The sequence below is a fragment of the Sphingomonas sp. UYEF23 genome, assembly GCF_040546165.1.
Classification (GTDB): Bacteria; Pseudomonadota; Alphaproteobacteria; order Sphingomonadales; family Sphingomonadaceae; genus Sphingomonas; species Sphingomonas glacialis.
Genome location: NZ_JBEPNG010000010.1, coordinates 1 through 22,035 on the forward strand (window position 1 = coordinate 1; position 22,035 = coordinate 22,035).

Annotated in this window: 19 protein-coding genes and 1 tRNA gene; 8 read left to right on the plus strand and 12 right to left on the minus strand. The window is 65.9% G+C overall.

Features of this window, described 5'->3' with window-relative positions; genetic code table 11:
- Positions 1-201 precede the first annotated feature (201 nt).
- Positions 202-1,002, minus strand: a complete 801-nt coding sequence (locus ABIB28_RS15850) for a LytR/AlgR family response regulator transcription factor (protein WP_010185313.1) — start codon at positions 1,000-1,002, stop codon at positions 202-204.
- Complete coding sequence (locus ABIB28_RS15855; RefSeq protein WP_133186092.1) at positions 999-2,123, minus strand: sensor histidine kinase; 1,125 nt, start codon at positions 2,121-2,123, stop codon at positions 999-1,001. Before ABIB28_RS15855 ends, ABIB28_RS15850 begins: the two co-directional genes overlap by 4 nt.
- Positions 2,124-2,309: 186 nt before the next feature.
- Here ABIB28_RS15855 and ABIB28_RS15860 point away from each other — a divergent pair, with 186 nt between their 5' ends.
- Complete coding sequence (locus ABIB28_RS15860; RefSeq protein WP_354289046.1) at positions 2,310-2,900, plus strand: HD domain-containing protein; 591 nt, start codon at positions 2,310-2,312, stop codon at positions 2,898-2,900.
- A 65-nt stretch (positions 2,901-2,965) separates the two neighbouring features.
- Here the strand turns inward: ABIB28_RS15860 and ABIB28_RS15865 are convergent, their stop codons facing one another.
- Positions 2,966-5,716, minus strand: coding sequence for a TonB-dependent receptor (locus tag ABIB28_RS15865; protein ID WP_133186096.1), 2,751 nt, complete (start codon positions 5,714-5,716; stop codon positions 2,966-2,968).
- A gap of 190 nt (positions 5,717-5,906) precedes the next feature.
- Positions 5,907-8,042 (minus strand): NAD-dependent DNA ligase LigA, encoded by a 2,136-nt coding sequence (gene ligA, locus ABIB28_RS15870; RefSeq protein ID WP_354289047.1) that lies wholly within the window; start codon positions 8,040-8,042, stop codon positions 5,907-5,909.
- Positions 8,043-8,451: 409 nt separating this feature from the next.
- Between ligA and ABIB28_RS15875 the strand changes: the two genes are divergently transcribed.
- Positions 8,452-8,868, plus strand: a complete 417-nt coding sequence (locus ABIB28_RS15875; RefSeq protein WP_354289048.1) for a hypothetical protein — start codon at positions 8,452-8,454, stop codon at positions 8,866-8,868.
- A 937-nt stretch (positions 8,869-9,805) separates the two neighbouring features.
- On the opposite strand, the gene ABIB28_RS15880 is transcribed toward ABIB28_RS15875, so the two are convergent.
- The gene (locus ABIB28_RS15880; protein WP_010185321.1) at positions 9,806-10,012 is read right to left on the minus strand and encodes a cold-shock protein; all 207 of its coding nucleotides are present in this window, start codon (positions 10,010-10,012) and stop codon (positions 9,806-9,808) included.
- Between the two features lie 351 nt (positions 10,013-10,363).
- Between ABIB28_RS15880 and ABIB28_RS15885 the strand changes: the two genes are divergently transcribed.
- Complete coding sequence (locus ABIB28_RS15885; RefSeq protein ID WP_354289050.1) at positions 10,364-10,696, plus strand: hypothetical protein; 333 nt, start codon at positions 10,364-10,366, stop codon at positions 10,694-10,696.
- 141 nt (positions 10,697-10,837) lie between these two features.
- On the opposite strand, the gene recN is transcribed toward ABIB28_RS15885, so the two are convergent.
- Entirely contained in the window at positions 10,838-12,502 is a 1,665-nt protein-coding gene (gene recN / locus ABIB28_RS15890; protein WP_354289051.1) for a DNA repair protein RecN, read from the minus strand.
- Between the two features lie 76 nt (positions 12,503-12,578).
- Positions 12,579-13,535: an outer membrane protein assembly factor BamD gene (locus tag ABIB28_RS15895; RefSeq protein ID WP_133186104.1), complete on the minus strand. Its 957-nt coding sequence runs from the start codon at positions 13,533-13,535 to the stop codon at positions 12,579-12,581.
- Between the two features lie 113 nt (positions 13,536-13,648).
- Between ABIB28_RS15895 and ABIB28_RS15900 the strand changes: the two genes are divergently transcribed.
- A complete protein-coding gene (locus ABIB28_RS15900) occupies positions 13,649-14,473 on the plus strand; it encodes a class I mannose-6-phosphate isomerase (protein WP_322162345.1) in 825 nt (274 codons plus the stop codon).
- Between the two features lie 70 nt (positions 14,474-14,543).
- Positions 14,544-15,716, plus strand: a complete 1,173-nt coding sequence (locus ABIB28_RS15905) for a glycosyltransferase (protein WP_354289053.1) — start codon at positions 14,544-14,546, stop codon at positions 15,714-15,716.
- On the opposite strand, the gene ABIB28_RS15910 is transcribed toward ABIB28_RS15905, so the two are convergent.
- The 5 genes from ABIB28_RS15910 to yajC all read right to left on the minus strand — a co-directional run bounded on the left by ABIB28_RS15910 (position 15,702) and on the right by yajC (position 20,317).
- Positions 15,702-16,883 (minus strand): DUF3089 domain-containing protein, encoded by a 1,182-nt coding sequence (locus ABIB28_RS15910; RefSeq protein WP_354289054.1) that lies wholly within the window; start codon positions 16,881-16,883, stop codon positions 15,702-15,704. The two genes, ABIB28_RS15905 and ABIB28_RS15910, sit on opposite strands and share 15 nt — an antisense overlap.
- A 55-nt stretch (positions 16,884-16,938) precedes the next feature.
- Positions 16,939-17,319, minus strand: a complete 381-nt coding sequence (locus tag ABIB28_RS15915; protein WP_354289055.1) for an Mth938-like domain-containing protein — start codon at positions 17,317-17,319, stop codon at positions 16,939-16,941.
- The gene (gene secF / locus ABIB28_RS15920) at positions 17,319-18,278 is read right to left on the minus strand and encodes a protein translocase subunit SecF (protein WP_354289056.1); all 960 of its coding nucleotides are present in this window, start codon (positions 18,276-18,278) and stop codon (positions 17,319-17,321) included. Before secF ends, ABIB28_RS15915 begins: the two co-directional genes overlap by 1 nt.
- A 103-nt stretch (positions 18,279-18,381) precedes the next feature.
- Positions 18,382-19,968, minus strand: coding sequence for a protein translocase subunit SecD (gene secD / locus ABIB28_RS15925; protein ID WP_189675958.1), 1,587 nt, complete (start codon positions 19,966-19,968; stop codon positions 18,382-18,384).
- Between the two features lie 4 nt (positions 19,969-19,972).
- Complete coding sequence (gene yajC, locus ABIB28_RS15930) at positions 19,973-20,317, minus strand: preprotein translocase subunit YajC (protein WP_133186118.1); 345 nt, start codon at positions 20,315-20,317, stop codon at positions 19,973-19,975.
- A gap of 250 nt (positions 20,318-20,567) precedes the next feature.
- Between yajC and ABIB28_RS15935 the strand changes: the two genes are divergently transcribed.
- The 3 genes from ABIB28_RS15935 to ABIB28_RS15945 all read left to right on the plus strand — a co-directional run bounded on the left by ABIB28_RS15935 (position 20,568) and on the right by ABIB28_RS15945 (position 22,032).
- The gene (locus ABIB28_RS15935) at positions 20,568-21,242 is read left to right on the plus strand and encodes a hypothetical protein (protein WP_354289057.1); all 675 of its coding nucleotides are present in this window, start codon (positions 20,568-20,570) and stop codon (positions 21,240-21,242) included.
- A 69-nt stretch (positions 21,243-21,311) separates the two neighbouring features.
- Positions 21,312-21,388, plus strand: a tRNA-Pro gene (locus tag ABIB28_RS15940).
- A 233-nt stretch (positions 21,389-21,621) separates the two neighbouring features.
- On the plus strand, positions 21,622-22,032 hold the full coding sequence (locus tag ABIB28_RS15945; RefSeq protein ID WP_133186122.1) for a hypothetical protein: 411 nt from the start codon (positions 21,622-21,624) through the stop codon (positions 22,030-22,032).
- Positions 22,033-22,035 lie beyond the last annotated feature (3 nt).

The window sequence follows — 22,035 nt, forward strand, 5'->3', positions numbered from 1 at the left end:
CGCGCGCGGGGGGGGGGGGGGGGGCGGGGGCGGGGGGGGGGGGGCGGGCGGCGGGGGCGCCCGGGGGGGGGGGGGGGGCGCCGCGCCCGCGGGGGGGGGGGGGGGGGGGGGGGGGCCCCCCCCGTGACTGCGGCCGTTGGTCTCGGTGAGACCCGGCCCCACCCCCAACCCCTCCCCTGAAGGGGAGGGGAGCAGCATCACTTAGTGCACGAACCGCGCGACCACGTCGCGATACGAGCGCGACACCTTCACTTGCGCGTTCGACTGCAACACCAGGAAACACTCGCCATTGGTGTGCGGCTTCACTTCCTTGACCAGATCGAGGTTGACGATCGTCGAGCGATGCACCCGCTGGAACCGGCGCGGATCGAGCCGCTTCTCCAGATCCTTCATCGTCTCGCGCAGGATCAGCGTGTTGTCGCCGGTGTAGATGCACATGTAATCGCCCGCGGCATCGATCCGCTCGATCGTGTCGACATCGACGCGGAAGATCTGCCCCCGATCCTTGATGTTGATCAGCTTCTCGAAGCGATTGGCCGACACCTGCTCGCCGCCCTCGGCAAGGTTCTCGACCGAATCGGGCGCGATCTCGGCGATAACTTCCTTCAAGCGGTCGACTTCCTCGACCCCGCGCTTCTCGGTCAGCCGCTGGCGCACGCGGTCGAGCGTATCGGCGAGGCGCGATTCCTCGACCGGCTTCATCAGATAATCGACCGCGTCGGTCTCGAACGCCTTCAAGGCGTGGTCGGAATAGGCGGTCACGAACACGAACAGCGGCGGCTCGACCTCCATCAGCCCCTGAACGACCGAGAAGCCGTCGAACCCCGGCATCTGGATGTCGAGGAAGACCAGATCGGGCTTGTGCGTCTTGATCGCACGGATCGCCTCGCGACCGTTCATGCAGGTGTCGACGATTTCCACGTCTTCGTGCGCGGCAAGGCGCAGCGCGAGCCCCTGGGTAGCTAGTTTTTCGTCATCGACGAGGATGGTGCGGATCGTCATGCAAACTCTTTCTTCGGTTCCTCGAGCTGGAACGGGATTTCAATCTCGACCCCGAAACCGCCCCCCGGGATCGATCGCGTCTCGAATTTGTGGTCCGGCCCGTAAGCCTGGGCCAGCCTCTCCCTGATATTGGCAAGGCCAACCCCGGTTGAAAGAGCCTGGCTTGGAGAAACGCTCTGCCGCGCCTTTGTTTCGTTCAAGCCGGGGCCGGTGTCGGATACGACGATCTGCACCCGATCCCCGGTGAGCCGCGCGGTAACGGCGATTTCGGCGCCATCTTCCTGCGGGGTCACCGCGTATTTGATCGCGTTTTCGACGAGCGGCTGGAGCAGCAGCGACGGCAGCCGCGCCTTGGCGACGCGCACATCGACGTCGAAGGTCGGCCGCAACCGCTCCTCGAAGCGCATCTTCTCGATCTCGAGATACAGTTTCAGCGTCTCGAACTCCTGCTGCACCGTGACGTGCGCGGTCGGCTCGTTGGCGAGCGTGTAGCGCAGGAACGACGACAGCCGCCCGAGCATCGCATTGGCGCGCTCGGTTTCCTTGAGCAGCACGAGCGTCGAGATCGAGTTGAGCGTGTTGAACAGGAAATGCGGGTTGAGCTGATAGCGCAGCATCGCGAGCTGCGCCGAGGATGCGGTGTTCTCGAGCGTGGCGAGCTGGTCGATCTGATCCTCGACGATCAGGTAGAAATTGATCCCGAAATAGAGCGCGGTCCACCCCGCGAGCACGGTGAAGTTGAGGAAGATCGTGCCGAGCACCAGGCTGATGTTGAGCCCCGGGCTCTGCAGCTTGATGAACGAGAAGGAGAAGGCGTCGAGCACCGCGTAGAGCAAGGTCGCGGCGGCGAGCGTGATGATCGTCAGGATCGCCATCGCGAAGCGCGGCTGGCGGCGGTAATAATGGTACACCGTCGCGAGCAGCAGCGTGATGCTGTAGCCGACGATCGACTCGATCACGACAGGCACCACCACCGACACGTCGGCGGCATTCGACACGCTCGAGACGCCGCGGAGGATGAGGTAGCCGGTCCAGCCGGCCGCTTGCAGCGTCCAGAAGGCGCGGCCCTTATCCTCGAAGAAGGGCCGCGAGAAGATCGCGGGTCGGGTGAAAAGCGGCATCGGGCCGTCTTAGCCCGGCTGGGCGCGTTGCGCAAAGTCGCGCGTATGGCACTCGCTATCGCGTCAGCTGCGACCGTCACCCCGGGCTTGTCCCGGGGTCTACCGTGCCGCATGTTCTGCCGGCGTTGCCTACGAGGCGCCGTGGACCCCGGCACAAAGGCCGGGGTGACGAGATAGGAGAGCATCATGAACGACCAGCCCGACCGCGCGCAGTTCACCGCAATGGAGCACGGCACCCAGGCCGACTGGAGCCTGATCGCCGGCCATTTCGGCCAGTTCGCCAGGAAGCTCCCCAACCGCGTGCTGACGCACCTCAAGCTGCTCGACGGCGATTATGGCGGCTTCCCGGTCGACCGGCTCGAACATTCGCTCCAGACCGCGACGCGCGCGCACCGCGACGGGCGCGACGAGGCCTATGTCGTGATGGCGCTCCTCCACGACATCGGCGACACGCTCGGCACCTACAACCATCCCGAGATCGGCGCGGCGATGCTGCGCCCGTTCGTGTCGGAGGAAGTCCACTGGATCGCCAACACCCACGGCGTGTTCCAGGGCTATTACTTCTTCCACTATATCGGCGGCGATCGCGACTTGCGCGAGAAATATCGCGGGCATCCGCATTTCGAGGCGTGTGCCGAATTCTGCGAGAAATACGATCAGGCGGCGTTCGACCCGACCTATGACAGCGCGCCTTTGTCGTTCTTCGAACCGATGGTCGGCCGCGTCTTCGCGCGCCCGATCCAGTCGCTCTACGCCAAGGCCGCAGCGGAAGCGTGAGGCCCAAACGAAAACCGCCGCCCCCTTGCGGGGACGGCGGCAATCGTGACGAACTGTAAGAAGGCTTAGAGCCCGATCACCAGCGAGCCGGTGATCGACCGCGGCGTGCCGATGACGGCATTGCCGATCGAGTAGCGGTTCGGCAGGCCGACAAAGCCGCCCGAGCCGCTCAGGCCGCCGATATAGACCTTGTCGAACAGGTTGCTGACGTTGACCTGGAAGAAGGTTTTGCGGTTGTTGCCGAGCAGCTGGCCGATGTTGATGCGAACGTCGAGGTCGACGATCGTGTAGCTCGGGATCTTCGCACCGTAGATCTGGTTCTGCGATGCCACCGGGCACAGCCCGCCCGAAACGGTGCCGGTGCAGGTGTAGACCGGCAGGTTCTCGTCGTTGACGAAGCGCGAACCGGTGTACTTGGCTTGCGCGCCGAGATCGAAGATCCCGACGGTGCCCTGCAGACGACCGCCGCCCATCCAGGTCGGCGCGCCGCCCTCGCGCTTGCCCGCCGTCTGGAAGTAGTTGATCGTCGTGCCGGTACGGCCCGCTTCGAAATTGTCGCGGATCTTCGAGTGCAGGTACGAACCGAACAGATACGCGGTCAGGTTGCGGACCGGCGTGTACGACACCGAGCCGTCGAAGCCGTATTTGTCGACCGTGCCGAGGTTGCGCGACACGCTGGCGTCGCTCTCGACGTCATAGATGGTGACGGTACGGTTCTTGAACTTGGTGTACCAGCCAGCGATCTGCGCCTGGACCTTGCCCGTCGTGTAGCGTGCACCGAGTTCGTAGCTGTCGGTCGTCTCGGGCTTGGGCTTCGACTGCGGCGAACCGTCGGCATAATAGAACGAGCTGTAGAGGTTGTCCGTGCTCGGCACCGACAGACCCTGCGAGAAGCTCGCATACATGCTGATCGCGTTGGTGAAGTTGTACGTCAGGCCGACGTTGGGCAGCGCGCGGTTGTAGTTGCGGATGCGGTTCTGCGGCGGCGCGAAGCCGACGACGCACGCCGAGGTCAACACCGCGCACGACGTACCCGCGACGACCGGACGGTTGACGCCGTTCACCGTCGTCACGCCCGGCGCGAAGTAGGTGTATGGGTTCGCCGCGGCATAGGCCGCCGTCTGCGTCGGCGAGACGCACGACACGTTGGTGTTGGCAGCGACCGTGAAGCAGTTCTGCGTCAAGTCGCGGCGGAAGAACGTGCCACGCACGCCGAGCGTCGCGACGAGCTTGTCGTCGAAGAACTTGCCGCGATATTCGGCCGAGACCTGGTTGAGGATCGCGAGCGACTTGCGGTTGCGCTTCTCGATCAGCGCGCCGTTCGCGTCCTTGACGCCGTTATTGACCGGGAACACGTCGAGCGGGGTGCCGTCGGTGTTGAGGAAGCCGGCTTCGCCGGTCTGACGATGGCGGCCATAGTCGCCGGTATAGGCGATGCGGACGCGGTTGTTCTCGTCGAACTCATAGGCGAGACCGGCGACGCCGACGAAGCGACGCGTCTGCGTCTGGCTCGGCGCGATTGCGAGAACGCTCGTCGTCGGGCTGATCACGCCGTCGCCGTTGAGATCGCGACCGGTGTAATAGCCGAAGCCGCCGGGCGCGCCGTTACCCGTGTTGCCCGTGGTGTTGATTACGCCGAGCACGCTGTTGGGGCCGCACGTGCGGACCGTCGTGCTGCCGAGATTGCCGCAACCTTCGAGCAGCGACACCGTGCCGCCGCCATTGGCCTTGACGTACTGATAGCTGGCATCGAGCGTGAGGACGAGCTTCGGCGTGAGCGTGAAGCGCGACCCGAAGCGGACGTTGCCGGTGTTCGACGGGTTGAAGCGACGGTCGAACTCGGTGCCGCAGGCAGCGCCGGCGGTCGCGCCGGTCGGCGTCGGGCCACCGATGACGCACGGATAGTTGATGTTGTAGAAACGCTCTGCCCCGGTGAGGGGGGCGCGATTCGAGGAGTTCGGACCGACGACGCGTGCAAAGGCGCCGTTGGTCAGATCGTTGCGCAGCGGCACCGAACCGAGGAAGTTGTTGCGGTTCTCGTTCCACTGGCCGGCGAGCGACAGGAAGTCGCCATTGTCGCCGAGATCCTTGAAGATGCGCGCGTTATACTGCTGCTTCTTCAGGCGCGAATAGTTGCTGAAAGGGTTGTCGGCGCTGATGCTCGACCCCGTGAAGAACGCGCGGACGCCGGTGTGCGCGATTTCGCCGGTGTCGACCGAGCCGTAGACGCGGAAGATCGAGCGGTTGAGCGGGTCGCCCTGGCCGAGATAGGTGCCGTAGGTGCCGCTCATCATCGCGCTGAAGTCTTGCGTCGGCTTGCGCGTGCGGATGTTGACGGTGCCGCCGACGGCCGAAGCGGTCGGGCTGTCGACGTCGGTCGAGCCGAGGTTGACGCTGATCGAGTCGAGCGTCTCGGGATCCTGCTGCTGGTTCGAATAGATCGCGTAGTTGCCGGTGTCGTTGAGCGGGATACCGTCGAGCGTCTGCGAGATGCGCGAGCTGTCGAAGCCGCGGATCGTGAAGGTGCCGCCGGCGGCGCCGGTCGCGTCGTTGTTCTGGAAGCTGACGCCGGGGACCAGATTGATGATCTCGTTGACGGTCTGGCCCGGACGCTGGCGGCTGATCGTGTCGGCGCCGACGGTGATGCGCGTCTTGGGGACGTCGGGAACGGTGATGCCGCCCTTGCCGGTCTTCGTGCCGGTGACGACGATGTCGGTGCCCGCGTCAAAGTCGGTCGAACCCGACGACTGCGCGAAGGCTACGCCCGGAATCAGGAGCGCGGCAAACGCCACGCCAGTGAATAGCTTCGTGTTCATGCTCGTTCCCCACAGAATATCGTGATCGTCGGCGTTCGGCCTCTAGCCGTCACGCTCCGTCGACCGGAGCCCCTGCACGCGTTATATTTCTGTTCAATGACAAGTCATGCAGACTGTTCATCTTCGGTTAAAAACGGTTGGGAACCGTTGCATATTAGCATCACAGGGTAACCGACTGGGAGTCCGGGACTTAGCGGGCGGCGGCGACGATCTCGGCCCAACCTGCTTCGTCGATCACCGTAACTTTCAGATCCGCCGCCTTTTTCAGCTTCGATCCTGCGCCAGGTCCCGCGACGACAAGATCGGTCTTGGCCGAGACCGATCCTGCCACGCGCGCACCGAGCAGTTCGGCCTGCGCCTTGGCCTCGTCGCGACTCATCGTCTCGAGGCTGCCGGTGAACACCACGGTCTTGCCCCTGACCGGCGACTCGCGGGTCTGATGGACGACGTCGGTCGGCGTCACTTCGCGCAGCAGCGCCGCGACGACGTCGCGATTGTGCGGCTCGGCGAAGAACTCGATCAGCGCGTCGGCGACTTCGGGGCCGATCCCCGCGGTCTCGATCGCATCGGCGAGCACGCGCCCGCGCCGCACGACGAACTTCGCCTCGGTCTCGCCGAGCGCGGGCACCGTCGCTTCGCGCACCGCAAGCACGCGCGCGATCATCTCGGCGAACGCCGCATAGCTGACATAGCGACGCGCAAGGTCACGCGCGGTGATCTCGCCGACATGGCGGATGCCGAGCGCGAACAGGAAGCGGTCGAGCCCGATCTGGCGCCGCAGGTCGATCGCCGCGAGCAATTTGTCGACGACGAGCTCGGACATCCGCTCGCGCGTCACCAGCTGGGCGCGATGTTCGTGGAGCCGGAAGATATCGGCGGGCGAGGCGATCAGCCCGTCGCGGAAGAACTCCTCGATCCGCACCAGCCCCAGCCCGCTAATGTCATAGGCGTGGCGCGAGACGAAATGGATCAGCCGCTCGACGCGCTGCGCCGGGCAGATCAGCCCGCCGGTGCAGCGCACGACGACCTCGCCTTCGCCGCGCTCGGCGAGCGAGCCGCATTCGGGGCAGGTCGTGGGGAAGGCGAAGGCGGGGCGGTCTTCATCGCGCGTCAGCACTTCGACGATCTGCGGGATGACGTCGCCCGCGCGCTGCAGCACGACGCGGTCGCCGACGCGCGCGCCGAGCCGTTCGATCTCGTCGGCATTGTGGAGCGTGGCATTGGTGACGACGACGCCGCCGACCGTCACGGGCGCGAGCCGCGCGACCGGGGTCAGCGCGCCGGTGCGACCGACCTGGATGTCGATGGCTGTCAGGGTGGTCTCGGCGCGCTCGGCGGGGAATTTGTGCGCGATCGCCCAGCGCGGCGTGCGCCCGACGGTGCCGAGCCGCACCTGCCAGTCGAGCCGGTCGAGCTTGTAGACGACGCCGTCGATGTCGAACGGGAGGTCGGCGCGCTGGTGCTCGATCGCGCGGTAGACGGCGAGCGCGGCGTCGGTCGTTGGTGCGTGCGCGAAACCGCTCGCGACCTGGAAGTCCCAGTCGCGGAGTTTGGCAACGTTGGCGCTCTGCGTCTCGCCGGGGAGCGCGCTGGTCTCGCCCCAGCCCCAGGCGAAGAAGCGGAGCGGCCGTGTCGCGGTGACCGCGGCGTCCTTCTGGCGGAGCGAGCCGGCGGCGGCGTTGCGCGGGTTGGCGAACTGGCGCGCGTCCTTGCCGGCTGCTTCGGCCTCGGCAAGCAGCCGGGCGTTGAGGGCGGCGAAATCGGCCTTGGCCATATAGACCTCGCCGCGCACCTCGAAAATGTCGGGCGCGTCGGCGGGGAGGCTCTGCGGGATATCGGGGATGTGCGCGACATTGGCGGTGACGTCCTCGCCGACCTGCCCGTCGCCGCGGGTCAGCGCCTGGACGAGCCGGCGCGCTTCGTAGCGCAGCGAGCAGGACAGGCCGTCGATCTTGGGCTCGGCGGTGAGCTCTACCGCTGCATCGTCGGGCAGCGCGAGGAAGCGCCGCACGCGCGCGACGAATTCGGCGACGTCCTCGTCGGTGAAGGCATTGTCGAGGCTGGTCATCGCGCGGGCATGCGCGACCTTGGCGAGATGCGCGGCGGGCGCGGCGCCGACCTGGAACGCGGGCGAATCGGCGCGGACGAGCTGCGGGAAGGCCGCTTCGAGCGCGGTGTTGCGCGCACGTAGCGCGTCGAAGGCGGCGTCGCTGATCTCGGGCGCGTCCTCGGTGTGATAGCGCGCGTTGTGATAGGCGATCTGCTCCGCCAGCCGCGCGAGTTCGGCGGCGGCTTCGGTTTCGGTGGCGGGGAGGGGAGCGCTCATGCGCTTGGCGTTACCGGAGACCGGGGGGCGGCATCAAGGCGTGGTGTTGTGTCCGAGATGCCAAGTAGCGGGAATCGTGGCGAGGCAATCGTCGCGTCAACGACGGTCGGGCACCAAATTTCAGGCACCCTGCCCGTCATTCCCGCGCAGGCGGGAATCCATTGGTACCGCCCGTCCAGTCCTGCGCCGTCAGCCAGTATGGATCCCCGCCTTCGCGGGAATGACGGATATGGGGACAGTTGCCCTCTAAATAACGGCCCGCGACGCACCGGGCTGAACGGCTGCAAATTGTGGGAAGCTGCCCTTCCGGTAAAGCGCGGTTTCCTGATATATCAGCGTCACACGACGTTCGAGAGCCAGCATGAGGTCTATACATTCGGCCGTCGCCGCCGTCCTGCTGGTTTTCCCCGTGCCCGCGCTTGCCACTGAACTAGAGGGGCCAGCCCGTTTCTGCGGCTACGCTCCAATCATCGACCTGCTCCCGGGCGAGAAGGTAACAACGTTGGAAGGGGGCATTCATAGCGGCAGCTTTCGCTGGGAAGGCCCGTTCGGCTCATTTGAGGTTCAAGGTATCGGCTGGGCATCGCCTGCGAAGGGGCGGATGTTGACCCCGCCGACCGCCGACAAACCGGCAATATTCGCGCAGCAGCGCGTGAAAAATGGGTATGAGGTCGCGATCTGGAACGGCGCTCACGCCACTGCTTATTTCGTGTCGCAATCCCGGATGAGAGCGTCGCAAATGGCGGCGATCAAACGGGTCCGCTTGTTTGAAGAAGGACAGGAACCGAGTGCCTGCAAATTGCGAACGATCTTTGTCTGGGAGTGACGGCGCGCGAAGGAGTGAAGCTCTTCTAGAAGTCTGGTTGTGGTCGTTTGACGCCCAACCGCTTTCGCGTCGGAATAGTGCAATGAGTGGCTAGCGGACGATTTTCGTATCCTTCGTATTTCCTCATGAATTTGCTTTCGATGAGAACGAGGACAGGAGGATGATCAACAAACGCTTCAACGCCCTATTATTCTACATCATTTTTACGGCCGCGTGCTTGGCTGTGCTCGGCTTTGTTTGGTTATCCATAACCTTCACTTTTCCATGTGACAGCCTCGAAGACCAAAGGCCGTGTGCCGAGGTCGTCCCTAGGTTCTTTGCAACGCGATGGCTCCTTCCCATTGGCGGTGTCTGGGCCATTGCGACATGGGTGGTGTTCCGGTGTCGCGCGAAGAGGTAGCCGCAGCCGCCTAATGTCTGCAATTGGGTGGGAAGCAGACATGGCGCTGTCCTACACCTATTGTTCATGATATGTACCGAAGCGCTCTTTGAAATCGTCGGTTCTGCCCAATCGCATTATGCCGCAAAAGGAAACGATCGCCGCTGTATATACCGCGTCTTGGGGTCAATCGAGTCAAGCACGTGACACGCGCTTCCGCGGGTCGCGATGTCCGTACGGGGTCGCTAACGGCGGTCCGCCGTTAGGGTGTCACGACCTCGTCGTCATCCTCGGTCATTTCAGCCGCGAGCTTGGCTTCTTCGTTGGTCGACTTACGCTCGGCGGTCTTTTCGGCGCGGGTCGCCATTTCGTCCCACGCCTTGGCGGCGCGCAGATGGCGCGTGCGGACGTTGTCGAGCGTGGCGGTTGCAGCTTCGGACTCGGCCTGGCGGGCGCGGTCGCGATAGAAGATGGCGGTGGTGTTCGTGGGATCTCTCCTGGCAAATCAAAAGGCCACATAAAAAGGGGTGCCGCCGGTTGGCGACACCCCCAAACGCGTCAGGCCTGGGCGAGACGGACGGCCGAGACCTTGCCGCGGCGATCTTCTTCCAGCTCGTACGAAACGCGCTGGTCGCGATCGAGCGTCGCCATGCCGGCGGCTTCGACCGCGCTGATATGGACGAACGCATCGCCGCCGCCGCCCTCAGGCGCAATGAAACCGTAACCCTTGTCGGCGTTGAAGAACTTAACGGTGCCGATAGCCATAGTGTATTCCTTAGTGCCGGATCGCCGCGCAGATCATGCGAAAGCGCCGGAGTGGGGCCGAGATCAAAGACGGATGCGACGTCCGGCCCCGGCCGGCGCATCCGATGACGGTGTCACCCGCGCGCGGTGGGTCCGCAGCGGGCTGGGTGACGAAAGGGGGTGAACAAAGAAGCCAAAACGCGCGTCCGGTGCCAATCAAGCGGGAGCGCAGGGGGTCTCTCAGTCGCGAAAAAGCTTGTACGGACTCGCGCGATGCAAGCGCTATAGCAGGTCGTTACGCAAAAGTCGCGCGCTATACAGCACCGGACGGGCGCGCTAGCCTTTGTGCATCCGGGATGGGGTTTGCCGACAATGATCTTGCCGCTGCTCGTTGCGTTGCAGACCGCCGATTCCCCCGAGCCGCAACGCGCGGCGCGCACGAGCGTCGATCTCCCGGCGGCCTGGCATCCCGGCGGCTGTTCGAGCACCGAGCCGTCGCGCGACATCGTCGTCTGCGGCAAGCGCGACGCGGGCGAACAGTATCGCGTCCGCCCTCTGCCCGAGAAATATGCCGAGGTCGGCGGGCCCGGGATCGGGGTCGATCTCGGCAAGGGCGCGCGGGGGAACCTCCATACCGAGCCTGGCGCGACGATCGACGGCAAGCTCGCCAAGCGGATCCTGTTCACGGTGACGATGCCGTTTTGAGCGGAGCGTCGACCCCGATAGCCGCCACCCCGGCCCTGTGCCGGGGTCCACCGTGCCGCGCATCCTGCCCACGCAGCACGCGTGGGACGGTGCGCCCCGGCACAAGGCCGGGGGGACGACGGGGGGGCTTCGAGGAGTCCCTCAGGCCGTCTCGATCAACCGCTCCGCCTGTGCGCGCGCTTCCGGGGTGATCGTCGCGCCAGACAGCATCCGCGCGATCTCCTCGCGGCGCTGCGCGATGTCGAGCGCGGTCACGCCGGTCCGCGTGACCACGCCGTCGTGGCGCTTGGCGATCAGCAGATGATGCCCACCGCGCGCCGCGACCTGCGGGCTGTGCGTGACGACGAGCAATTGCGTGGCATTGGCAAGCCGCGCGAGCCGCTCGCCGATCGCGCTCGCCACGGCACCGCCGACACCGCGGTCGATCTCGTCGAAGATCATCGTCGCAGCACCACCCTGCTCGGCCAGCGCGACCTTCAGCGCGAGAATGAAGCGCGACAATTCTCCACCCGACGCGATCTTGACGAGCGGTGCGAACGGCGCGCCGGGGTTGGTCGAGATCTCGAACTCGACACGGTCCTTGCCTGCCGCCGACCATGCTTCGGGCGGAGCGGGCGCAACGACGGTGCGGAAGCGCGCGGCGTCGAGCTTGAGCGGGACGAGCTCGCCCTTCACCGCAGCATCGAGCTGGAGCGCGGCGGCGGTACGCGCCTTGGTCAGCGCGGCGGCGGCGGTGTCATAGGCGACGCGCGCCTTGGCCAGCTTCGCCTCGAGCGCGGCGAGCCCCTCTTCGCCGGCCTCGAGCGCCGCGAGCTTGGCTTCGAGCTCGCTCGCCAGACCCGCCAGCTCGTCGGGCTGGACGCGGTGCTTGCGCGCCATCGCGCGTAGCTCGAACAGCCGCGTCTCGTCATCCTCGAGGCTGGCGGGATCGAACCACAGATCGGTCTTCGCCTCGCGCAGCTTCTCCTCGGCAACCGCGCCCTCGATCACCGCGCGGTCGACCGCGGCGAGCGCATCGGCAAGCGCGGCATGGTCCTCGGCGATGCGTTCGAGCACGCGCGCCGCTTGGCGGAGTTGGGCGAGCCCGCCATCCGATCCTTCGAGCCAATTCTCGATCGACAGCAGATCCTCGGCGATCTTTTCCGAACGCTGCATCGTCCGGCGGCGATCGGCGAGCGCTTCCTCCTCGCCCGGCTCGGGCGCGAGCGCGCGCAGTTCGCCGACGGCATGTTCGAGCCACTCGCGGTCGCGCGCCGCGGTGTCGATCGTCGCGCGCGCTTCGGCGAGCGCCGCCTCGGCATCGCGCAGCGCCTTGTAGCTGGCGGCGGTCGATCCCGCCGCAACGCGCCCGAACGCGTCGAGCAGCGCGCGGTGGCCGCGCGCGTTGAGCAGCCCGCGATCGTCATGCTGGCCGTGGATCTCGACGAGATACGGCGCCAGTTCGCGCAGCAGCCCGGCAGACGCAGGCTGATCGTTTACGAAGGCGCGGCTGCCGCCATCGGCCTTGACGATGCGGCGGATCATCAGCGGCTCGCCGGGGTCGAGCTCTAGCCCGTTTTCGGTAAGCAGCGCAACGACCGGGCCATTCGGCGCGGGGGTGTCGAAGGTGGCGGTGACGATCGCCTGCGCGGCACCCTGGCGGACGAGGCCGGCTTCGCCGCGCGCGCCGAGCGCAAGCCCGAGCGCGTCGAGCAGGATCGACTTGCCCGCGCCGGTCTCGCCCGTCAGCACGCCGAGGCCCTGCCCGAACTGCAGGTCCAGCGCTTCGATCAGCACGACGTCGCGAATGGCCAGGGAGATCAGCATGGGGTCGCCTTGCCCTTTAGCCGAGTTGACCGCGTTCCGGTAACGTTCTTTTCAATCGAACCGGCGCCGGTGCGGCTCAGTTGCCCGGATTGGGGTTGCCCGGATTGGTGCCCGAGCCGCCGCCGATCGGGGCGGCTGCGCTGGTGTCGCGCTTGATGTCGTTGCTCTTGCCCGGAATCGAATCGGCGACGCTGGTCCGGTCGGCAACGATCTGCTGCCCCGGCGCGAGCGCGGCGACGTTCACCGGGGGATGCTCGTTGCTGAGCTTGTAGGCGCGCTCGTACCACTGCGTGCCGGGATAATTGGCACCGAGCACGGCGGCCGACTTGCGCGCCTCGTCAGGAACGCCGAGCGCGAGATAGGTCTCGGTCAGCCGCATCAGCGCCTCGGGCGTGTGCGTCGTCGTCTGGTACTCCTCGACGACCTTGCGGAACCGGCCGTTGGCGGCGAGCCACTGCCCGCGCACTTCGTAGAAGCGCCCGATCTCCATTTCCTTGCCGGCGAGATGGTCGCGGACCAGATCGACCTTGAGCCGCGCATCGGCGGCGTAGCGCGTGTTGGGATAGCGGCGCATCAGCTCGCCGAGCGAATCGAGCGCCTGCTGCGTGATCTTCTGGTCGCGCGTGACGTCGCTGATCTGCTCGTAATAGCCGAGCGAGACGAGGTAATAGGCATAGGCGGCGTCGCGGTTGCCCGGATGCACCGTCAAAAAGCGCTGCGCCGACTGGATCGAGGCGGTGTAGTCATGCGCGAGATAGTAACTGAACGCGCTCATCAACTGCGCGCGGCGCGCCCATACCGAATAGGGGTGCTGGCGCTCGACTTCGTCGAACAGCGCGGCGGCGATCTTGTAATTGCGCTGATCGAGCTGTTTCCGCGCTGCCGTATAAAGCGTGCCGACGTCGCGCGCGACATAGGGGATGTCGCCCTTGGTCCTGTTGCGCGCGCACCCCGTGGTGGTGAGCGCGGTCGCGGCGATCAGACCGATCGCGAGGCTGCGGAGAAAGGGCGAGCGGGGCAGGGGGGTGCGCATTGGTGCCAGCCTTAGCGCAACCGCCGACGCGCGAACAATCCTTTTAACACGCACGGATCGCTTGGACGCGACGATGCGTTGGCATATGAGGCACCGACAGGAGAATCATCACCGTGACTGCCACTTTGCTCGCCACCAAACGCGTCGAAAAGCCCTGGGGGCGTCATACCTTGTGGCCCGGTTTTGCCGATCCTGCGCCCGGTGGTGAAAAGGTCGGCGAAGTGTGGTTCCAGACGCCGCATGCGGGCGAGCCAGAATTGCTGATCAAATATCTGTTCACCAGCGAGAAATTGTCGGTGCAGGTGCATCCGGATGACGCTGCCGCGCAGGCCGCGGGCTATCCGCGCGGCAAGGACGAAGCGTGGCTGATCCTCGCCGCCGAACCCGATTCGACCATCGCGATCGGGACGCTCGAGCCTATGACGCACGAGCAGTTGCGCGCCGCCTCGCTCGACGGCTCGATCGAGCATCTGCTCGATTGGAAGCCGGTCAAGGCGGGCGACTTCTATTATAACGAGGCCGGCACGATCCACGCGATCGGCGCAGGGATCACGACGATCGAAGTCCAGCAGAACGTCGATCTGACCTATCGCCTGTACGATTATGGCAGCGACCGCGAACTGCATCTCGATGCCGGGGTCAAGGTGTCCGACCCGGTGCCGTTCGTGCCCCTGCCGACCCCGCCCTCCGACGGCAAGGACCACCAGATCCTGTCCGAAGGCCCCAAGTTCGTCACCGAGCGCTTTGCCGGCGGCCACCGCGTGATCGATCTGCCCGCTGGCGTTCCGGGCTGGTTCGTTCCCGTCGCGGGTTCCGGCACGGTCGACGGTGTCGCGTTCAAGGCGGGCGAGTGCCTGTTGCTCGAGGGCCGCTGCGAGATTTCGTCCGACGCCGAGAGCGACTTGCTGCTCGCCTATCCGGGCGACAAGCGCATCTGATCGATCGCGTCTCCCCTCGCGGACACGCGAGGGGAGAAGACCTTTACACTCTCGTGCTAGCGATGCGGCCATGCTCCGTGTCCTCACCCTCTCCACGCTTTTCCCCGATGCGTCGCGGCCGAACTTCGGCGTTTTCGTCGAGCGGCAGACGTCGGGACTGGCGGCCCATCCGGACATCGATCTCAGGCTGGTCGCGCCGGTCGGGCTGCCGCCGTGGCCGCTGTCGCGCCATGCTCACTATGCGGCGCTATCCGCGCTTCCCGAGCGCGAGACGTGGAAGGGTCTCGCGACCTGTCGCCCACGCTTTACGACGCTACCGGGGACGGCGGGGCGATTCCATGCACGCGCGCTGACCAAGCGGCTGATCCCACTCCTCACCCAGATCCGCCGCGACTTCGCCTTCGACGTAATCGACGCCGAGTTCTTCTTTCCCGACGGCCCCGCCGCGGTCGCGCTCGGCCAGCATTTCGGTGTGCCGGTGTCGATCAAGGCACGCGGCGCCGATATCCACCATTGGGGCACCACATCCGCCACCAGCGCACAGGTCGTGACGGCCGGGCAAACGGCGAACGGCGTGCTGGCGGTATCGCAGGCGATGCGCGCCGACATGATCGCGCTTGGTATCCCGGCGGAGCGGATCCGCGTCCATCATACCGGCGTCGATCTCGACCGTTTCGCGCCGCGCGACCGCAGCGTGGGTAAGGCAAGGTACGGCGTGACGGGGCCATTGGTCGTCTCGGTCGGCGCTCTCATCCCGCGCAAGGGCCATGACGTCGTGATCGACGCGGTCGCGTCGCTGCCTGGCACCACGTTGCTGATCGCGGGCGAAGGTCCCGCGCGCGCCGCGCTCGAGTCGCAGATCGCTACGCGCGGCGTCGACGACCGCGTGCGCCTGCTCGGCGCAATCCCGCATGGCGACTTGCCGGGGCTGCTGGCGGCGGCCGACCTGATGGCGCTTGCATCAGCCTCCGAGGGGCTGGCGAACGCTTGGGTCGAGGCGCTCGCATGCGGCACGCCAATCGTCATCACCGGCGCAGGCGGGGCGATGGAGGTGGTGACCGACGCCGCTTATGGCCAAATCGCCGACCGCACACCGCCGGCCTTCGCGGCAGCGATCGCAGCGCTGCTTGCCGATCCGCCGCCGCCCGCGGCAGTGCGAACCGGCGCAGCGCGCTTCACCTGGGCGGCGAACACCGCCGCCTTGGTCGACCACCTCAGCCAGTTGGTTTCACTGCGCCGCTGAAACCGCCTGCTTGCCCGCCCAGACCTTCGCTTGTGCATCGCTCAGTTCGACCAGATTGCCCATCACGACGGGCATGTCGACCAAGTGCAGTCCCCAATCCTTCAGCATGCGCGTGCCAACCACGACGTCGCCGACGATCGTCTGCGTGCGCTTGTCGGTCGGCTTGGCGTTTACCGACACAGCCAGATAGGTGAACTTGCCGTTGGTGGTGCAGGCGGTGCTGATCAGCCCGGGAACCTTGACGAAGGGCGTGGTCACCGCCGCGGCGTCCGTCGTCCATGGGCCCATCGGCGCGCTCGCCATTCCGGCGCCACGCGTGCCGAGATAGGCGTCGCTCACCGCCGTGCCGCCGCCGAGTGCGGCCGGATTGACGCACGCCGCGACCATCCCGGGCTGCGGCACGACGCCGAAGCGGCTGTTCTCGGGCGGGGGCGAATCGGCGCGGAAGCTGACATAGCTGACGACGCAGCCGACATCCTTGGCGGTGTGGCAGAGCGGCGTCGCTTTGAGATCGCCGCCGACATCCTTGCCCGCGGGCACCGCGACATTGGTGCCTGGGATGAGCACCGAAATGATGAGTCTCTGCGTCGGCGTCCCCTCGATCGCATCGGCGACGAGCTGCTTGAGGATTCCCGAACCCTGACTGTGGCCAATCAGCACGACCCCGCGCCCATGATTGTCATAGGCGAGATATTCGTCCCACGCCGCCTTGACGTCGCGATACGCCATCGCGCGGTCGGCGAGGACGGGCTTGCCCAGCAGCAGTGCCTGGAGGGCGGTGAGCGTGACCTGGCGGTAGAGCGGCGCGAAGACGCGGCAGTGCGCGGCAAAGCGTCCTGCTTGTGCTGCGGCGACGGTGTTCTCCTCGGGCCCGGCGATCATGTCGCTGTTCGGAGTGCGATCGAGCGAGACGGTCGGATAGACGTAGAAGCAGTCGAACTTGGGGTTGCTGGTCGGCGAAAACTTCTCGGTGCTACGCGAACCATCGGCCTTGATGATCGTCGCGTCCTGGTTCGCATCGCACGGATCAACCTTGCCCGGCCGACATAGCCAGTTCTCGGGCTTGCCATAGTCCGGCGAAGCGGCGGGAGCGGCGGCGGGCTGCGTCTGCGCGGCAACGGCGCCCGGCGCGACAAACAGGCTCAAGCCCAGCACGATCGATTTCATGAAACGTCTCCCCCCACCATCTTTGGGCAGGAGGATAGCGCTGCAGCGCCAGCCTTCAAAGCGGATACAGCGCGCCCACGACCCAACGCGTCTCACCGCGCAATACTGCCCAGGCGCGCGCGGCGGCGCGGCTGTCCATCGCCTCGACGCCGATGCCGAGCGCTTCGCACCCCCGCACGAAGCTCGGGGGCGGGCGCTGCATCGTCGCGCCAGTTCCGAGCAGCAGGAATTCCGGGCGCGGATCGAGCGCAAGCAGCGCGCCGAGCGCTTCGACCGTCAATGCTTCGATCGGCGGCGGCGCCCATTCCTCCGACCCGTCGGGCCAGATCCGCAGCGCGCGGTACACGCCGATGAATTCGCCCGCTTCCACCTTGAAGCCACCGCCCGAAAAGGCGGTGATCACCGGCCCGACGCCTTGCTCGCGCTCGACTCGCATCAGCGTACCTTGGGCGTTCCGGCAGTTACGGCAGGGACGTCGTCGACCCGCGGATCGGGGCGCAGGCCGAGCGTGATCAGCAGCGACGACGACACGTAGATCGACGAATAGGTGCCGACGAAGATGCCGAGGATCATCGCCGCGGTGAAGCCGCGCAGCACGTGACCGCCGAAGATCAGCAGCGCGAACAGCGCCAGCAGGATGGTCAGCGAGGTCATCACGGTCCGGGGCAGCGTCTCGTTGACCGAGAGATCGACGATGCTCGACATGTCCATCTTGCGATAGCGGCGCATGTTCTCGCGGATGCGGTCGTCGATCACGATCTTGTCGTTGATCGAATAGCCGATGATCGTGAGCACTGCGGCGACGATGTTGAGGTCGAATTCGTACCAGGTCAGCGCGAAGAAGCCCAAGGTCATCAGCACGTCGTGGACGATCGCGACGACGGTCGAGACGCCGAACTGCCATTCGAAACGGAAGATCGCGAACAGGCCAATGCCGACCACCGCGAGCACGACCGCGAGGATGCCCTTCCAGATCAGTTCGCCGGAGACCTTGCCGCTCACCGCATCCTGCTTGGAGAATTTGGCGTCGGGGAAATCCTTGACGATTGCGGCCTGCACCGTCGCGACGACGCGATCGGTCGCGTCCTTGGCCTGGCTCTTGACCGGCGGGAGCTTGATCGAAATCGTCTTTCCGTCAGTGCCCACGACCTGCAGGCGGGCATCGCCGAGGTTGAGCCGATCGATGGTGGTGCGCAACTTGTCGACCGACGGCGGAGTGGTGAACTTCTCCTCGATCATCAGACCGCCGACGAAATCGACGCCGAGGTTGAGCCCGCGCGCGAAGACGAGGCCGATCGCGGCGAGCGACAGCAGGATGGTCAGCCCGAACGCCCATTTGCGGAGCGAGACGAACGGCAGGTTGGTGTTGTCGGGAACGAGTTTCAGCAGGCGCATGTCACATCCTCGTCATGCCGGCGAACGCTGGCATCTTTTTGGGCGAGGGCGATGCCTGCCGCAGGGAGACCCCAGCTTTCGCTGGGGTGACGGAAAAAGGGGGTCATATGTGGATCTCGGTCGGGCGGTTCTTGCGAATCCACAGCACCACCAGCATCCGCGTGAAGGTCACCGAGGTGAACACCGAGGTGATGATGCCGATCAGCAGCACGACCGCGAAACCCTTCACCGGGCCCGAGCCGAGCATCAGCATGATCAGCCCCGAAATCGCGTGCGTCGCGTTCGCCTCGAAGATCGTCCGGCTCGCTTCCTTGTAGCCCAGTTCGACCGACTGGATCACGCTGCGACCGCGGCGGCGTTCCTCGCGGATGCGCTCGTTGATCAGCACGTTGGCGTCGACCGCGGTGCCGATCGTCAGCACGAACCCCGCGATCCCCGGCAGCGTCAGCGTACCGTTGAGCAGCGCGAGCACGCCCATGATGACGACGACGTTGATGACCACGGCATAGTCGGCATAGAAACCGAAGCGGCCATAGGTCGCGATCATGAACAGCACGACGAGGGCGACTGCGATGCCAGACGCAAGCAGGCCCGCATGGATCGAATCCGCGCCGAGATCGGGACCGACGGTGCGTTCCTCGACGACCTTGAGCGAGATCGGCAGCTTGCCCGAGCTCAGCGCGATCGCGAGATTGTTCGCCGATTCGACGGTGAACGAGCCGTGGATGTACCCCGAGCCGCCGAGGATCGGGGTGTCGATCTTCGGCGCTGAGATAACCTTGTCATCGACGATCACCGCGAAGCGGCGGCCACCATTTTCCTGCGTCACGCGCGCAAACTTCTTGCCGCCCTCGCTATTGAAACCGAAGTTGACGATCGGCTCATTGGTGTCTTGCGCGAAGCCCTGGCTTGCGGTCAGCAACTGGTCGCCGGTGAGGATCGCCTGGCGCTTGACCAGGATCTGCGCGCCGGGGCCAGCCTCGGAATAGGGGAGTGCCTGGCTGCCCGCGGGCACGATGCCGCCGGGCACGTACGGCGTGTCGTCGACCATCTTGAATTCGAGCTTGGCGGTCTTGCCGAGCAGTTCGCGCAGCGCCTTGGGGTCCTTCAGACCCGGCACCTGGACGACGATACGGTCGTTGCCCTGGCGGACGATCGTCGGCTCCTTGGTGCCGAGTTTGTCGATGCGCGTGCGTACGACGTCAGTCGCGGTCGCCATCGCGGTGTTGATCGCCGCAGCGATGCCCGCCTGTGTCGGCGTCATCACGACGCGCGACGAGTCGACCACCTGCAAGTCCCAGTCGCGCTGGCCGGTGTATCCGACGCCGCCGGTGAGCTTGTTGAGCCGCTCGCGCGCGGCATCGAGCTGCGTCACGTCGCGCAGCAGGAAGCTGAGCTTGCCGCCGTCGGTCGCGATGTCGCCGATCGAGATCGGCGGGCCCTTCGCCATTTCGGTGACGATCTGCTCGCGCATCGCCTCGAGCCGGTTCTTGACCAGTTCGTCGGTGTCGGCCTCGATCAGCATGTAGCTGCCGCCGGCGAGATCGAGCCCGAGATTGACCTTGGGGTGCGGAAAGGCGCCCCATTTCGACGTGACCGAATCAGGCAGGAAACTCGGGATCGCCAGCGCCATCAGGCAGGCGAGGAACCCGAGGATCGAGACGACCTTCCAGCGCGGGAAATCGAGCATCGGATCAGTCGTTCGCGGGCTTGGAGCCGAGCGGCGTCACGTCGGCGAGCGTCGACTTGACGACCCGGATCTTGATCGAAGGGGCGATCTCGACTTCGACGAACGCGTCCTCGACCTTGGTCACTTTGCCGAGCACGCCACCTGCCGTAACGACCGAATCGCCCTTCTTGACCGCGCCGATCGTCGCTGCCTGGTCACGCGCGCGCTTTTGCTGCGGGCGCAGGATCAGGAAGTAGAAGACGACGAAGACGAGCAGCAACGGCGCGAACTGGATGATCATCGCGAGGAAACCATCGGGGCCTGCGGCAGTGGCGCCGGCGGTCTGGGCAAAGGCTGGGGTGGCGAACATGGGCTACCTTGGTAAGACTGGACCCGCCTGCGTTTCGACACGCGGGATCGCGCACCCTTTCGGGCACGCCACAAGCCCGCCGCGCTATCAGGTACGCTCCGCCCGCGCAACGCTAACTCGCCGACACCGCGTGCTCCGGGGGGCGGCAAAGGGCGACGTCAGGCCCGCGCGCCGATCCCACGCGACGGGTTGATCGCGCGCCGAAAGATCGTACCATTTCGGCTCTTCTTGTTGAGTAGCGAAGCCCGCGATGAAATCTCTCCTGACCTTAGCGCTCTTTCTGCTGGCGGTACCGAGCGTGGCCGCCGCCGATAGCGGGCGCGAGACGCTGATCCAGACCGCCTTTGTCGTGCGCGATCGCGGCGCGGCGCTGTCGCAGCTCGCCAGCGTCGAGGCGGCGGCCGCGTCGGCGCTGGCCAAGACGCCGGGCGACAGCGAAGCGTTGCTGTCGCGCGCAATGGCGACGAGCTATCGCGCCAAGCTGACGCACAGCCGGACCGAAGCGCTCTCCGCCAAAGCGCAATTCGAAGCGCTGGTGGCCAAGAACCCGCGCGATCCCGAAGCGCTCGCTGCGCTCGGCGCGTGGCATCTGAGCGCGGTCAAGGCGCTCGGTGCGATGGTCGCGCGCGGCGGGCTCGGCGCGCGCAAGGCGGTGGGTCTCGAGGTGATCGACCGCGCGCTCGCGGTGGGCGGCGACCGGGCATTGTTCCCCGGGATCGCCGGGATGCTGCGGCTTGCGATCGATCCCGGCGATGCGCGCGGCATGGCGCTGATCGGGCAGGCGGTGCATGCCTCGGCCGCCACAACGATCGACCGCCTGATGCAACGCCGCGCGGCGCAGCTCGAACTGGTGCTCAAGGGCGGCGATGCCAAGCTGATCCAAGCGCTCGCCAATCGCTTGCTCCCGCTTGGCCAATTCGGTTGAGCCGTCCCGCCAATTTTGCGAAGTGGCTTGCATCCAGACGCAGGTCAGCCTAGACGCGCCACCCTCGGTCGGGGCGTAGCGCAGCCTGGTAGCGCATCACACTGGGGGTGTGGGGGTCGCAGGTTCGAATCCTGTCGCCCCGACCAGAGATACATTGCCTTACGGGCCTGTAAGGCTGTGCCGCGATGAGAGTTTCCATCTCGGCAAGCTCCGTCTTTATCGTGGTCGCTCTGGCGCTGTGGCAGCTTGGCTCCCGCGGTCGGGATATTGCGATTCGTCCACACGCAGGACGACGAAGCTCCAACGAAGTCTTAATCATTGCGCGCGTAGCATAGCGTGTCTCTAGGTTGGGAAAGCTTGAATGCGCCGGAAACTTCAATTGTTCGCAACCGGGATCGCGCTCACGGTCGCTTTCCCTGTCGGGGCCGAACCGATCTCGAGCGAGCTTCGAATTACCGGTGTGGTCCCGACCATTTGCAACGTGAGTTTTCGCGCGGGCATGGCCACGTCTACCGGGTCCGCGATCGATCTGGGGACTATGTCCCGCTTCTGCAACGACTCGGCGGGCTACCGGGTGGTGCTACAGACGCCACATGGCTTGTCCAATGCGACCTTCGTCTATGGCTCGGTCCGCGTACCGCTATCGGCCGACGGCGAAACCGTCATCATCGACAGCAGCCAGCCTGAGCTCGGCGCCGAACCGGCGCGGATCGAAATCGACGGAAAGGCGGCTTTGCCCGACAATTTCAATCTCAGCGTCCGCGCAGAGCCGAAGGGCACTATCTACTAAGCG